A 13,027-nucleotide genomic window follows, 5' to 3' on the forward strand; every position below is an offset into this window, starting at 1 on the left:
CAACAGCAGCGGCGACCGGCTCATCCAGTCCGTCCCCCACATTGGCCATCGCAGACAACAGTCCCAGTGTTACGTATAGGCGTGCAAAGAGTCCGGCGTGTGACTTCGGGGGCCACTACCGGTGACAGCTACCGTACCGCTCAGACCCGCCGTCTTTGTCGACGGCCTTCATCGGCGTGCCGCCTCGACGGCGAGCACGCTGAAACCCGGGTCTTCACCGGTTCCCTTCGCTCTTGGTCGAAATCTCGACGAGCCGGAACACAGCGGGGTACGACGATCCGCCCGGAGGCGGACGCGCTCGGGCAAGAGTGCCCGAGCGGTGAGCATAAAAGCGCGAAGCGTGACGGGAAACACAGGTACGGGCCAGGGGTACTCCCCCGGCCCGTTCGTCACCCGTCGTGCAATCCAGCCAGCGAAATCAAGAATGCGTTGTCAGGAAACAAGTCCACGGCGGAATCCGTGGGCGACCGCCTGTGCGCGGTCTCGAACGCCGAGCTTGCGGAACAAGCGGCGCGCGTGGGTCTTCACGGTGTCCTCGGACAGATACAGCTCGCGGCCGATCTGCCCGTTGCTCTTGCCCTGGCTCATCCCGCGGAGCACCTGGAGCTCGCGCTCGGTGAGCTGGACGCCGGGGTCGGACGGCTGCCGCGGCGCCGGCACCGAGGTGCTGGCGAGCGTGTGCGCCAGTGCGGCGACCAGCTCGGGACGCGAGGCGTCCCAGCGCAGGTAGCCGCGGGCTCCACCGGCGATGGCGGCGGCGATGCTGCCGGCGTCGTCCGGTGCTCCGAACACGATCACGTTCGCTTGGGGGTTCGCCGAGACGAGCCGCCGGGTGGCTTCGACGCCGGTCGGGACAGCGCGCTGGGTACCGACCAGCACGACGTCGACCGGCTGACGGGAGTACCGGGCCAGCAGCTCGTCACCGTGCGCTACGCAGTCGATGCGACTGACCCCTGGGACCGCGGACATCACTCGAGTGAGCCCTTCGCGGACACTGCGTCGGTCGTCGCAGATCAAGACCGTCGTCACGGGGTTTCCTTCCTGCAGCCGGGTGACATTCCACTTCCCCTATCGGACGCTTTAGCCCGAACCTTGACACGATCCGGTGGCTTTTTTTGAAGTTTCTTAGCCCGGTTGCCGGAATGGGCCCTCCAACAGGCTAGACGCCCTCGGAGGGGACCCATGGAGATTCCCGGGCGAGCCACCTCCCGCAAGGATCTGCGCGCCGTAACACTGCGTGCAACAGTTCGGCACCTCTGAATCGATACTCATCGGCGTGTCCTGCCTCGAAGTCGGCCGCGACCAGCCACGCCACCCACAGAAGTGAATTGAATTCGTATTTCTCGGCGGTTTCGCGCGCGCTCTCCACCAGCGCTTTCGCCGTGTTCCGGTCATCGGAACTTCGATTCGCGATGGTCACGCCGAGTACCAGCTGCGATTTGACGACATGGCGGCACGCGCCTCGGGCCCGCGCCGTTTCCAGCGCCATTTCCGCAGGTGCGATCGCCGCGCCGGAAAGGTTACCCGCCAGTTCGATTTCCGCGCCCACCCAACCGGCCCTGGTCCGGCTACGCCAGTTGCCGGTGTGCGCCTCCGCACGCGCCAGCAGCCGCCGGGCGGCGGTCAGCCTGCCGCGCCCGAGGTTGTCGGCGGCGAGACCGAGGAGGGCGTCCGCCCGCGCGCCCTCCGCGTCCAGGCCGTCGGGGTCGGGCTCGCCTCGCGGTACCGCGATCGCCAGCGCGAGCGCCTCGCCGTCGAGGACGAGGGCCGCCGCGTGACCGCCCAACTGGCGCCGATGCGACGCCAGTGTGCTCGCGGCCAGCGACGCGAGCACCGGGTCTTCAGACGTGCGCAAACCGGTCAGCAGGGTGGCCGCCGCCGCGTACCTGCCGCGGGCGCCGAGCCCGATCGCGGCGAGCAGCCGCCCGCGAGGCGACGCGGGCACCGCGAAGGGGTTCGGGGGCGGCAAGCCGTCGCCGAACGCGGCGGACCGCAAGGACTCTTCCATCGGTCCTTTCTATCGCCTCGCACCGACAAGAACGTGCTCGATCCGGTCGGCGGCCGTCGTCAGTTCGCCGAGCAGTTCGATCTTGTCCGGGAGCGTGGCAGGATCCCAGCCCGGGCCACAGGCGAACAGCCTGCTGCGCTGGCGGCCGCGGGACACCCTGGCGAACAGGCGCGGGTCCGCGGTCGCGCGCCGTCCCGACCACAGCACCACCGCCGCCGGGACACTGCGGCGGACCGTCACCGCGAGCACCTCGGCCGGCAGCGAGGCGCCGAACAGCTGCGCGCCGATCCGGCGACCCCCGAGCGCCGCGGCGAGCGCGTACATCGGCAGGTTGTCGCGCTCGTCCGGGACGCAGGTCAGCAGGACCGGCCGCTGGTTGCGCGGTTCGCGAAGCACCGGTGTCGCGCGGACCAGGGCGGCATAGACGCATTCGGCGAGCAAGTACTCGACCTCCGCGCCGGCGCTGACGCCGCGCCAGCGGGCGCCCAATGCGGTCAAGACCGGAGACACGACACCGGACCAGGCGGGCAGGACACCGAGTTCGCGGATCGTGTCGGCGAGCATGCGCTGGACCGCGCCGAAGTCCATCGCGAGCGCGGCCGTGCTCAGGCGTCTGGCGAGGCGCGACGGGACGTCGTGTTCGTCGGCGGGCGGCGCGACGGCCCGCTCGTCCACTTGGACCACGGAGGTTTCCGGGGTCTCGGTGGCCGTCCGGGGCATCTGCTCGAGCGCGTACTTCGCCGCTTCAGCCGTCGAGGCGCCGCGGAGCAACGCGCGCTGCATCAGTTCGAGACGGCCGATGTCGGAGCTGCCGTAGCGGCGGTGACGGCCGTTGGTGTGGCGGCTCGGTCCTACGCCGTATCTACGGTCCCAGGTGCGCAGGGTGGACGGTGCGACCCCGAGCCGGCGAGCGACCGAGGCCACCGGCAGGGTGGGTTCTTCACTGCTGATCCGAGATCCCACTCGACCCAATATCCAGGCAGGCCGGGACGGGGGCAACCGGAACGGAAAGTACCGCTCACACATCCGGGGGATGCCTAACGGCTGAATCGTCTTGAATCCCTTGAACAAGTATTGGCGCGCTTCTAACGTTACCGCCGTTGCACCGAATGGAGTATCCGCAGCGCAGCAGAGCAGGTAAACGCTTCGACCGGATGACGGAGGCGGTCAGGATGGCGGACACACGCAGGCTCCCGGGACCCAACGCTGATGTGTGGGACTGGCAGCTCGAAGGGTCGTGCCGAGGCATGGACAGCGCGTCCTTCTTTCACCCTGACGGCGAGCGCGGGCCGGCCAGAGCCCGCCGCGAGGCGAGGGCCAAAGCCGTGTGCCTGGCCTGCCCGGTGCTGGCTATGTGCCGGAACCACGCGCTCGCCGTGCACGAGCCGTACGGGATCTGGGGCGGGCTGTCGGAATCGGAACGCGAGCACATCATCAAGGCGGACAAGCGCACATTGAGCATGTCGAACGGCTGAACCGGCCGAGTCGGCAACGCGGAAGGGCGGCATCCGGGTGGGGTGCCGCCCTTCCGCATGTCCACCCCCTTGCTTCGCCCCCCTTTGCTCCGCCCCTTGCTCCGCCCCGCTCCGCCGCCGCGCGTCGCGATTAGCCCGCGAAAGTCGCCCTGCCCGGCCCCGGGTCTCACAGGTCGCCGACCTGCGTTTAGCCCCCTAATCGCGACGCGCGCCGGGCCCAGCTCGCCCGCCCGCCGGATCGCGATTAGCCCGCGAAAGTCGAGTCCGCCCACTCGCGCTCTCCGGCGCCCGGGATCGCGATTAGCCCGCTAAACGCAGGTCGGCGTGGGAAACCGAGGCGTCGCGATTAGCCCGCGAAAGTCGCTCCGGCGAGGGCAGGGGTCGAGACAGCAAAGCGGGGCGGCACTCCGGGTGGAGTGCCGCCCCGCTTCGGGGTGGAACTAGTGCGCGTGGCCGTGACCGGCCGCGGCGGGCTCCTCTTCGGCCGGCTTCTCGACGACGGAGCTCTCCGTCGTGAGCACGAGCCGGGCGATGGAAGCGGCGTTCGCCACCGCGGACCGGGTCACCTTGACCGGGTCGACGATGCCGGCGGCCAGCAGGTCGGTGAGCTCACCGGTGGCGGCGTTGAAGCCGTGCCCCCAGTTCTGCTCCTGGACCTTGTTCACGATGACCGCGCCCTCGTGGCCCGCGTTGGTCGCGATCCAGAACAGCGGGGCGGACAGCGCGTCGCGGACGATGCGCACACCGGTCGCTTCGTCGCCTTCGAGGCCGAGGCCGCCCTCGAGCTCCTTGACCGCGTGCACGAGCGCCGAGCCACCACCGGGCAGGATGCCCTCTTCGACGGCCGCCTTGGTCGAAGCCACGGCGTCCTCGATGCGGTGCTTACGCTCGTTCAGCTCGGTCTCGGTGGCCGCGCCGACCTTGATCACCGCGACACCGCCGCCGAGCTTCGCCAGCCGCTCCTGCAGCTTCTCGCGGTCCCAGTCGGAGTCGGTGTTCTCGATCTCCTTGCGGATCTGCGAAACGCGCCCGGCGATGTCGTCCTTGGTGCCGGCACCGTCGACGAGCGTGGTGTCGTCCTTGGTGACGACGATCCGGCGCGCGTTGCCCAGCTGGGCCAGCGTGGTCTCGGACAGCTTGTGCCCGATCTCGGCCGAGATGACCTCGCCACCGGTGACGACCGCGAGGTCGTCCAGGAACGCCTTGCGGCGGTCACCGAAGAACGGTGCCTTGACCGCGACGGCGGTGATCGTCTTGCGCAGCGAGTTCACGACGAGGGTCGACAGCGCCTCACCGTCGACGTCCTCGGCGATGATCAGCAGCGGCTTCTTCGCCTCGACGACCTTCTCCAGCACCGGGAGCAGGTCGGCCAGGGCCGAGATCTTCTCGCGGACCAGCAGGATGTAGGCGTCCTCGAGGATCGCCTTCTGCTCTTCCGGGTTGGTCGCGAAGTGCGCCGACAGGAAACCCTTGTCGAACTGCACACCCTCGGTGATCACGAGCTCGGTCGCCAGCGTGGACGACTCCTCGATCGTGATGACGCCGTCTTCGCCGACCCGCTCGACGGCCTCGCCGAGCAGCGCGCCGATGGCCGCGTCACGCGAGGTGACGGTGCCGACCTGGGCGATGTTGTCGCGGCCCTTGACCGGGGTCGCCTTCTCCTTGAGAACCGCGATGACCTTCTCCGCGGCGGCCTCGATGCCACGGCCGACGGCGGTCGGGTTGGCACCGGCGGCGACGTTGCGCAGGCCGACCTTCACCAGCGACTGCGCGAGCACGGTCGCGGTCGTGGTGCCGTCACCGGCGACGTCGTTGGTCTTGGTGGCGACGCTCTTGGCGAGCTGGGCGCCGAGGTTCTCGAACGGGTCGTCGAGCTCGATCTCGCGAGCGACGGTGACGCCGTCGAGGGTGATGGTCGGGCCACCGAACTTCTTGTCGAGCACGACGTGGCGACCGCGCGGGCCGAGGGTGACCTTGACCGCGTCGGCGAGCTTGTTCACCCCGCGCTCGAGCGCGCGACGAGCGTCCTCGTCGAAACTGATCTGCTTGGGCATGGCCTGTTCCGCTTACCTTCCAGTTCTAAAGCACGGAAAACACGAACGCCCCGTCCCCCGGCAATGCGGGGCCCGGGGCGTCATGCGCTGAGAGCGGACGTCAGTTGATGACGGCCAGCACGTCGCGAGCGGAAAGGATCAAGTAGTCCTCACCGTTGTACTTCACTTCGGTGCCGCCGTACTTGGAGTAGATGACGACGTCGCCGACGGAAACGTCGAGCGGGACGCGGTTGCCCTTGTCGTCGATGCGGCCCGGGCCAACGGCCAGAACCTTGCCCTCCTGGGGCTTCTCCTTGGCGGTGTCGGGGATGACGAGGCCGGAAGCGGTCGTCTCCTCGGCCTCACTCGTCTGGACAACGATCTTGTCCTCGAGCGGCTTGATGTTCACGCTCACCGGGTTGACCTCCACGGTCGTCGAAAGCGTTGGCAGGATGAGTTACGGCTCCTACCACCCCCGCCGTCGCGGGTGCCGGGGCGTGTTCGGGCCGTGCAATTAGCACTCTAGCCATGTGAGTGCCAGCTTCGCAAGGAGGGTCCGCTCACCCTGTCGAAACTTGGCCTCCGAGCGCCTGACCGGCCGTTTTCCCGCGACTGTCTCGCCGGGCGTGCCCGTCTGATTACAGCGCCTTGCCCTCGAGGGTCGAGTTCGGACCTCGCACGCGGAGGTGCCCCTACCTTCGGATCGACGCACGCCGAAGGGGAGGAACGATGTCGCTGCTCCTCGCGCGGAACAAGGTGCCGGTTTACCTGCGCCTGATGCGGGCGGACAAGCCGATCGGCGCGCTGCTTCTCCTGTGGCCGACGCTGTGGGCGCTGTGGATCGCCGGCCCTCCGTCGCCATGGATTCTCGCCGCCTTCGTGGCAGGGGTCTGGCTGATGCGCGCGGCGGGTTGTGTGGTGAACGACTACGCGGACCGCGGGTTCGACGGTCACGTCAAGCGCACCGCGAATCGTCCACTGCCCAGCGGCGCGGCGACGGGCAGGGAGGCGCGCGGTCTGTTCGGCGTCCTGGTGCTGCTTTCCTTCCTGGTGGCCATGACGCTCAACCCGCTGACCGTCGCGCTCTCGGTGGTGGCGCTGGTGCTGGCGTGCGCGTATCCCTTCGCGAAGCGGTACACACATCTGCCGCAGGTGGTGCTGGGCGCGGCGTTCGGCTGGTCGATTCCGATGGCTTTCGCCGCCACAAGCGGATCCCTGCCGCCGGTTTGCTGGCTCCTGTTCCTCGCCAATCTCTTGTGGGTCGTCGCGTACGACACGCAGTACGCCGCCGTCGACCGGGACGACGATCTGAAGATCGGCGTGAAGTCCACGGCGATCCTGTTCGGCCGCCACGACAGGCTGGCCGTCGGCGTCCTGCAGGGCGCGATGCTGGTGCTCATGGTCGTGATCGGCCGGGTGAGCTCGCTCGGCTGGGAGTTCCACCTCGCCGTCGTGGTCGCGGGCGCGTTGTTCATCCACCAGGGCAGGCTGACCGCGCGTCGCGAGCGGGATGGCTACTTCCGGGCGTTCATGAACAACAACCTGGTCGGCATGGCGCTCTTCCTGGGCCTGCTGCTGTCAGATCGCGTTTAGGGGGCTAAACGCGAGTGGGGCGGCCGGATCGCGATTAGGGGGCTAAACGCAGGTCGGTGAGGGCGCTCACCAGGGCATCGGGGTGGAGGGCGGCGAGGGTCCGGCGTTTGGCGGGCGTCGTCGCGAGAGCGACCGAAGCGACTCCGGCGGCGCGAGCGGCCACGACGTCCGCGGCCGAGTCGCCGACCATGACGCACTGCCGAGGCGAAGTACCGAGCGCCTTCACCGCGGCGTCGATGAGCGCTGGATGAGGCTTCAGGTGCGCGGGATCGCTCGTCGTCCGGGCGCTGATCCGGCGGAGGTCCTCCGCGAGTTCGTGCAGCCCCAGGAAGGACCTGATCGCGTCGACGGAGTTGTTGCTGACGATCGTCACCGTGAACCCCTGCGCGACCCACTCGCGAAGCACCTCCACGACACCGGGAGCCGGCGAAACCTGCGCGACGGCCTCCCCTTCGAACCGGCTGAGCTGCCGCTCGACGACGTACGCGGCGTTCGGACCGCACGAGGCCGCATACCGGAGCACGTCGAACGGATCGGCGGAAGTACTCACGTCCGCGGGCAGATCGGGTTCGACGAGCCGCTTGAGCCTGTCCGCCACCTCGCCCGCCGCCAGCTCGGCGAACACGTCGCACACGGGACCGTCGAAGTCGAGGAAGATGTGGTCCTTCGCCTGCAGAAGCTCCTTCACCCCGGTCATGCCTCCACCTTGCCACCGACTTGCGTTTAGCCCCCTAATCGCGATCCGGAGGGACCTTACGAAGGAGGCCTGTTTCTGGTTAGGTTCCGACCATTGGGGTCGGTCCTGTTCAGCAGACCTAGTCACTGGGGGTATACGCCCATGCCGCGTCCCTTCCGTCCCGTCGCCCTCGAGCCGCTCCGGCGCCGGTCCAAACGGACCGCCGGGCTCGCGGTCCTCGCTCTCGCCGCCGGTCTCCTCGCCGCCGTCCCCGCCGAAGCCGCCCCGGCGGATCAGCAGCGGCAACGGGACTTCGCGTCCGCCGCGAAGGAGTTCGGCGTCCCTGAACACGTCCTGCTCGGCGTCTCCTTCCTGGAGTCGCGCTGGGACTTCAACGCCGGAACCCCGAGCACGTCCGCCGGTTACGGCCCGATGCACCTGACCGACCTGCGCGAAGCGGGCACCGGCACGCATCACGACGAAGGCGGGGAGGACCCTCGCGGCGACGACGCCCGCCGTCCGAAACTGCCTGTGACACCGGCACCGAAGCCTCCCCCGCCCGGTCTCCAGACCATCGACGAGGCCTCCTCGCTGATCGGCCAGGACGTCGCGACGCTGCGCACGAACCCCACGCAGAACATCCGCGGTGGCGCCGCTCTCCTGGCGAAGTACCAACGCGAAGCCGGTGACTGGTACGCCGCCGTCGCGCGCTACAGCGGCGCGAAGGACGAAACGGGAGCAAGGTCCTTCGCCGACGAAGTCTTCGACACCATCTCCAAGGGCGTCAGCCGCAAGACCGACGACGGCCAGAGCGTCAGCCTCGCCGCCACGCCGGTGAGCCCCGCGCGCGCTCAGGCGGAAGACCCGAAGACCGAGTGTCCGAAGAAGGTCTCGTGTCTTTCGGTGCCGGCGCCGTACCAGGAGTTGCCGAACAACGACTACGGCAACCACGACAAGGCGGACCGGCCGAAGAGCCAGAAGGTCGAATACATCGTCATCCACGACACCGAGGGCTACTGGAACACGGCGATGGACCTGGTCCGGGACCCGACGTACGTGAGCTGGCACTACACGATCCGCTCGTCCGACGGGCAGATCGCGCAGCACGTGCCGACCAAGGACGTCGCCTGGCACGCGGGCAACTGGTACGTCAACGCGAAGTCCGTCGGCATCGAGCACGAGGGCTTCGCCGCGAAGGGCACTTGGTACACGGAGGCGATGTACCGCACTTCCGCGAAGCTCGTCGGCTATCTCGCGCGGAAGTACGACGTCCCGCTCGACCGCGCGCACATCATCGGCCACGACAACGTCCCGGGCACGATCCCCTCGACCATCAAGGGGATGCACTGGGACCCGGGCCCGTACTGGGACTGGTCGCACTACTTCGACCTGATGGGCGCTCCGCTGGCGGGCTTCGGCCGCCCCGGTTCGCCGCTGGTGACCATCACGCCGGACTTCGCCACGAACCAGCCCGCGTTCACCGGCTGCGAGGGCGGCGGAAAACCTTGCCCGGCAAGGGGTTCCGGTTCGGTCGTGCTGCGCAGCGAGCCGAACGACTCGGCGCCGCTACTCAAGGACATCGGCCTCCGCCCGGACGGTTCGGCGAGCACGATGGACGTCTCCGACGTCGGCAGCCGGGCCGAGACCGGCCAGCGGTACGTGGTCGCCGAGCGGCGTGACGGCTGGACGGCGATCTGGTACCTCGGCCAGAAGGGCTGGTTCCGCGACGCGCGCACGACCAGCCCGGCGTTCGGCCTGGTCGTCACGCCGAAGCCCGGTCTCGCGACCGTCCCGGTGTTCGGGCGCGCGTATCCCGAGGCGGAGGCCTACCCGGCGAACGTGCCGGTGCAGCAGGTCGTCCCGCTGCCGTACACGTTCTCGGCCGGACAGCGGTACTCGCTCGGCAACGTGGTCGGCTCCGAGTACTTCTCGGCGACGACGTTCGACCCGGCGAACCACGTGGTCGTGAAGGGCAAGACGCGGTACGTGCAGATCCAGTTCGGACACCGCATCGCCTTCGTGAAGGCGGACGACGTCCGGATCGTGCCCGCCTTCTGACCCAGCTCGCTCCCCGCGCCCGGATCGCGTTTAGCCCGCTGCTAAACGCGATCCGGGCGCGGGAGCGGGTCAGGAGTCCAGGGCGACCTTGACGCCGGGGGCGTGTTCGGTGTTCCGCCGCGTCTTCGCCCAGCCGTTCCGGCCGCGGACCAGACGGAACAGCGCGCGCCACGACGTGATGTAGAACGTGTAGATGTAGAGCGCGTAGGCGAAGCCCATCCCGAGCCCGCGCAGCAGATTGCGGCTCTTCAGGCATTTGAACTGATAGATCGGGCCCCAGACGATGAACGGCAGCAGCCCGAACGAGCCGTAGATCGCGAACAGGATCCACGCGCCGTCGTCGGCGAACCACGTCCAGACCTGCGCCGGATCCCCAGCCGTGCTGAAGAGCAGCAGGATGAACGGGATCGGGTACAGCAGCGAGCCGAGCAGCTGCATCCACGGCTGCGCGAGGTAGTACATCATCTCCGCCGCGCCCAGCGTGCTCACATGCGGCGAGTCCCAGATCCGCCGCAGATACCGCGAACACTGCATCGTGCCCTGGCCCCAGCGCGTGCGCTGCACCAGGAATCGCCGCAGGCTGTACAGACCTTCTTGCTTCACATGGGAATCCGGGGTGTACCCGGTCCGCCAGCCCGCCGTCAGCAGGTGCACGCCGAGTTCGAAATCCTCCAGCAGCGAACCGCGCCACGGCTGTTCGTCGTCCCCGGCGATCGAGTCCAAAGCGGACAGCCGGGTGAACTGACCGTTGCCGCCCATGGAGATCGTGCCGGTGAACCCACGCGAGGTCTGGATCGCCGCGATGGCCGTGCGGAACTCGAGATCCTGCATCTGCGCCAGCTTCAGCCCGAAAGCGCGTGAGAACCAGTTCTTGCCCGGCGGACGGCTGTCGGCGTTGCCCATCCAGACATCGAGTTGCACAGCGCCGACGCTCTCGTCGCCGAACAGATGGTCGGCGGCGCACACTTCGAGACAGTTCTCCGCCGGGCGGCCGTCCGCGTCGACGACCACGACGACCACATCGTCACGGCTCGCGTCCGAACCCATCCAGAAGTTGAGTGCCTGATAGGCGGCGTTGAGCGCGTCGCCCTTGCCCGTCCGCGCCTCCGGACGGCGCCGCGGAACGAGGTGCAGATACGGGTCGTAGCCGCCGTTGCGCCGCCAGATCGACTTGACGACCCGGGCCGTGCGGTCCTCGGAGTCGTCGTCGACGACCCAGACGTGCGCGTGCCGGAACGTCGAACGCAGGTACCGCACCGTTTCGCGGATGACGGTCTGCTCGTCCCGGCACGGGACGAAGAAATGCCAGGTGAAGTCGGCGGCGTCGCCGACGGGCGCGGGTTTGCGCCGGAGGTACGGCACGACGATCACGACCACGTACACGATGAACGCGACGCTCATGGTGAGCGCGAACGCCTGGGTGATCGCGAGCAGGATCTTGACCGAACCGGCGCCCATCAGACGGCCTCGCGCTCGGCCCGCGGCTTGCGGGTGCCCAGCCAGACGAACAGCACGAGAGCGACCGCGCCACCGAGGACGCTGACCATCGAACCGAGCAGGGTGTGACCCCAGTAATAACCTTCGTCGATACCCATCACGTGCACGAGGCCGACGATCGCCAAAACCCTCATCTGATTGACAAGAATGACCACCGCCGCCGATATGGCCAACGAGACGAACAGCCTCTTCGCATTCCGCGGGCGGAAATACAACATGACGGCGGTCACCAACAACAAGGGCAGCAACATGAATGCCGAAGAGCATTCCGGCGTCATTCTTAACCCGAGTGGAGTATCGCCGGACAACCCAAAGTAGACAGTCTCACGTTCACTGGCGACGTAGACACCCGATGAGGTGATAACCCTCAGTATCAGTCCCGAAAGCTGCACTTCGAACACCCGATACAGGCGCTCGGCCAGCACCAGACCGACCGCGACGGCGATCACCGCCAGCACCGCCATACGCAGCGGAAACCGGCTGGAACCAGGCAAAGGGGCGCTCGCAACGGCCACGGTGACCCTCTCAGGAAAGGCGCAGCAGACGACGGGATCGGCGAAGCGGACAGGGACCTCGCCGACGAGAGTAAGTCAGCGGGAACCGGCCCTTTCGACCGGGGTTCGCATTAACAACGTGATCATGGGCCCTTTCGGCACGATCGTGGAGAAACTGACTAGGCCGAAGGAGTGACGTCTTCGTCGACCTGCGGCGAAGCCTTGTAAGACCACCTGATCCGGTGATCCTCGCAGTTTTTCGTTCAATTTGAGAAACACTCGGCGATAGACGATCCGCGAGCCGAGTCAGGCCAGCTGAGGATTCGTCCGCGACGGTTGCGCCCTCCTGCCGACCGAAGATGAAAGAAAACCCCCACGAATCAATTCGGAGGACCAGTTGAAGAACACGCACCTCTTGCGACGAGGCGGACTGCTCGCCGCTGTGGTGGCGAGCGTGGCTCTCGCCGGTGCGGCGCCCGCCTCGGCGGCCCCCGGTGACGGCTCCGCGTATGGCGTCAAGGTCGATGTGAAGCTCCTCGGCCTCGACGCGGTGAAGGCCGGGCCGCTCGCCGAAGCGAAGACCGCCGGACCGACCACCAACAGCCTCGCGAAGGCCAATCTCACCGGCATACTCACCGCCGGCGCGATCAACACCGAAGCCAAACGCGACGACAACTCCGGTGCCGTGACGGCCAAGGCCAGCACCGCCGATGTCGGTCTGCCGCTGCTCAAGGGCGCCCTTGGCGACGTCGGCGTCAAGGTCGTCGAAGCCACCTGCACCGCGACCCAGAAGGGAGTGCAGGGCGCGACGAACCTGGTCGGGGCGAACCTCGGCAGCGCGGGCGCGGTCGACGCGACACCGGCGCCGAACACCCAGGTCAAGGTCGGTCTCGGCAACGCCAACGTCGCGACGATCATCCTGAACGAGCAGATCAAGAACGGCGATGGCAGCCTCACGGTCAACGCGATCCACGTGAAGCTGCTCGGCGACGCGCTCGCCCCGCTCGGTTCCGGCGACGTGATCGTCTCGTCGGCCACCTGCGGCCCGGCCGGTCTGCCCGTGCCGCTCGCCTCGGGCGCGGGACTGTGGATCGGTCTCGGCCTGCTCGGTGCCGTCGCCGTTCCGGTCGGTATCCGCGTCGTTCGCCGCCGTCGTCCGGCGACCACCGCCTGACCAGGGTGAAGTGAGGTCG

Annotated in this window: 12 protein-coding genes; 4 read left to right on the top strand and 8 right to left on the bottom strand. The window is 68.1% G+C overall.

Going from position 1 to position 13,027, the window contains the following annotated elements; translation table 11 throughout:
- Window positions 1-432: 432 nt before the first annotated feature.
- From B0293_RS18570 to B0293_RS18580, 3 genes are all read right to left on the bottom strand, one after another.
- Window positions 433-1,029: a response regulator transcription factor gene (locus tag B0293_RS18570; protein WP_003073605.1), complete on the bottom strand. Its 597-nt coding sequence runs from the start codon at window positions 1,027-1,029 to the stop codon at window positions 433-435.
- A 130-nt stretch (window positions 1,030-1,159) separates the two neighbouring features.
- A complete protein-coding gene (locus tag B0293_RS18575; RefSeq protein ID WP_005153827.1) occupies window positions 1,160-2,008 on the bottom strand; it encodes a hypothetical protein in 849 nt (282 codons plus the stop codon).
- A 9-nt stretch (window positions 2,009-2,017) separates the two neighbouring features.
- Window positions 2,018-2,932 carry a MerR family transcriptional regulator gene (locus tag B0293_RS18580; protein WP_209437257.1) on the bottom strand — a complete coding sequence of 305 codons (915 nt, stop codon included), beginning with the start codon at window positions 2,930-2,932 and terminating at the stop codon, window positions 2,018-2,020.
- Between the two features lie 230 nt (window positions 2,933-3,162).
- Here B0293_RS18580 and B0293_RS18585 point away from each other — a divergent pair, with 230 nt between their 5' ends.
- On the top strand, window positions 3,163-3,483 hold the full coding sequence (locus B0293_RS18585; protein ID WP_007031108.1) for a WhiB family transcriptional regulator: 321 nt from the start codon (window positions 3,163-3,165) through the stop codon (window positions 3,481-3,483).
- A 440-nt stretch (window positions 3,484-3,923) separates the two neighbouring features.
- On the opposite strand, the gene groL is transcribed toward B0293_RS18585, so the two are convergent.
- The gene (gene groL / locus B0293_RS18590; protein WP_005153800.1) at window positions 3,924-5,537 is read right to left on the bottom strand and encodes a chaperonin GroEL; all 1,614 of its coding nucleotides are present in this window, start codon (window positions 5,535-5,537) and stop codon (window positions 3,924-3,926) included.
- A 100-nt stretch (window positions 5,538-5,637) separates the two neighbouring features.
- Window positions 5,638-5,931 (bottom strand): co-chaperone GroES, encoded by a 294-nt coding sequence (gene groES / locus B0293_RS18595; RefSeq protein WP_007031106.1) that lies wholly within the window; start codon window positions 5,929-5,931, stop codon window positions 5,638-5,640.
- 314 nt (window positions 5,932-6,245) lie between these two features.
- On the opposite strand from groES, the gene ubiA reads away from it, so the two are divergent.
- The gene (gene ubiA / locus B0293_RS18600; protein WP_005153796.1) at window positions 6,246-7,109 is read left to right on the top strand and encodes a 4-hydroxybenzoate octaprenyltransferase; all 864 of its coding nucleotides are present in this window, start codon (window positions 6,246-6,248) and stop codon (window positions 7,107-7,109) included.
- Window positions 7,110-7,143: 34 nt separating this feature from the next.
- Here the strand turns inward: ubiA and B0293_RS18605 are convergent, their stop codons facing one another.
- Entirely contained in the window at window positions 7,144-7,806 is a 663-nt protein-coding gene (locus tag B0293_RS18605; protein WP_005153795.1) for an HAD family hydrolase, read from the bottom strand.
- Between the two features lie 141 nt (window positions 7,807-7,947).
- Between B0293_RS18605 and B0293_RS18610 the strand changes: the two genes are divergently transcribed.
- Entirely contained in the window at window positions 7,948-9,843 is a 1,896-nt protein-coding gene (locus B0293_RS18610; protein WP_005153793.1) for an N-acetylmuramoyl-L-alanine amidase, read from the top strand.
- A gap of 69 nt (window positions 9,844-9,912) precedes the next feature.
- On the opposite strand, the gene B0293_RS18615 is transcribed toward B0293_RS18610, so the two are convergent.
- Window positions 9,913-11,301 carry a glycosyltransferase gene (locus B0293_RS18615; RefSeq protein ID WP_005153791.1) on the bottom strand — a complete coding sequence of 463 codons (1,389 nt, stop codon included), beginning with the start codon at window positions 11,299-11,301 and terminating at the stop codon, window positions 9,913-9,915.
- Window positions 11,301-11,804, bottom strand: a complete 504-nt coding sequence (gene xrtP, locus B0293_RS18620; RefSeq protein ID WP_039916378.1) for an exosortase P — start codon at window positions 11,802-11,804, stop codon at window positions 11,301-11,303. The genes B0293_RS18615 and xrtP overlap by 1 nt, the downstream gene beginning before the upstream one ends.
- Window positions 11,805-12,231: 427 nt before the next feature.
- Here xrtP and B0293_RS18625 point away from each other — a divergent pair, with 427 nt between their 5' ends.
- Window positions 12,232-13,008 (top strand): choice-of-anchor P family protein, encoded by a 777-nt coding sequence (locus B0293_RS18625; RefSeq protein WP_039916377.1) that lies wholly within the window; start codon window positions 12,232-12,234, stop codon window positions 13,006-13,008.
- Window positions 13,009-13,027 lie beyond the last annotated feature (19 nt).

The sequence above is a fragment of the Amycolatopsis azurea DSM 43854 genome, assembly GCF_001995215.1.
GTDB lineage: Bacteria > Actinomycetota > Actinomycetes > Mycobacteriales > Pseudonocardiaceae > Amycolatopsis > Amycolatopsis azurea.

What these genes read in the sequence shown, in the direction of transcription:
- B0293_RS18575 (WP_005153827.1), bottom strand. Translation starts at nt 2,008, where the DNA reads ATGGAAGAGTCCTTGCGGTCCGCCGCGTTCGGCGACGGCTTGCCGCCC.
- B0293_RS18585 (WP_007031108.1), top strand. Translation starts at nt 3,163, where the DNA reads ATGACGGAGGCGGTCAGGATGGCGGACACACGCAGGCTCCCGGGACCC.
- groL (WP_005153800.1), bottom strand. Translation starts at nt 5,537, where the DNA reads ATGCCCAAGCAGATCAGTTTCGACGAGGACGCTCGTCGCGCGCTCGAG.
- ubiA (WP_005153796.1), top strand. Translation starts at nt 6,246, where the DNA reads ATGTCGCTGCTCCTCGCGCGGAACAAGGTGCCGGTTTACCTGCGCCTG.
- B0293_RS18605 (WP_005153795.1), bottom strand. Translation starts at nt 7,806, where the DNA reads ATGACCGGGGTGAAGGAGCTTCTGCAGGCGAAGGACCACATCTTCCTC.
- B0293_RS18610 (WP_005153793.1), top strand. Translation starts at nt 7,948, where the DNA reads ATGCCGCGTCCCTTCCGTCCCGTCGCCCTCGAGCCGCTCCGGCGCCGG.
- B0293_RS18615 (WP_005153791.1), bottom strand. Translation starts at nt 11,301, where the DNA reads ATGGGCGCCGGTTCGGTCAAGATCCTGCTCGCGATCACCCAGGCGTTC.
- xrtP (WP_039916378.1), bottom strand. Translation starts at nt 11,804, where the DNA reads ATGGCGGTGCTGGCGGTGATCGCCGTCGCGGTCGGTCTGGTGCTGGCC.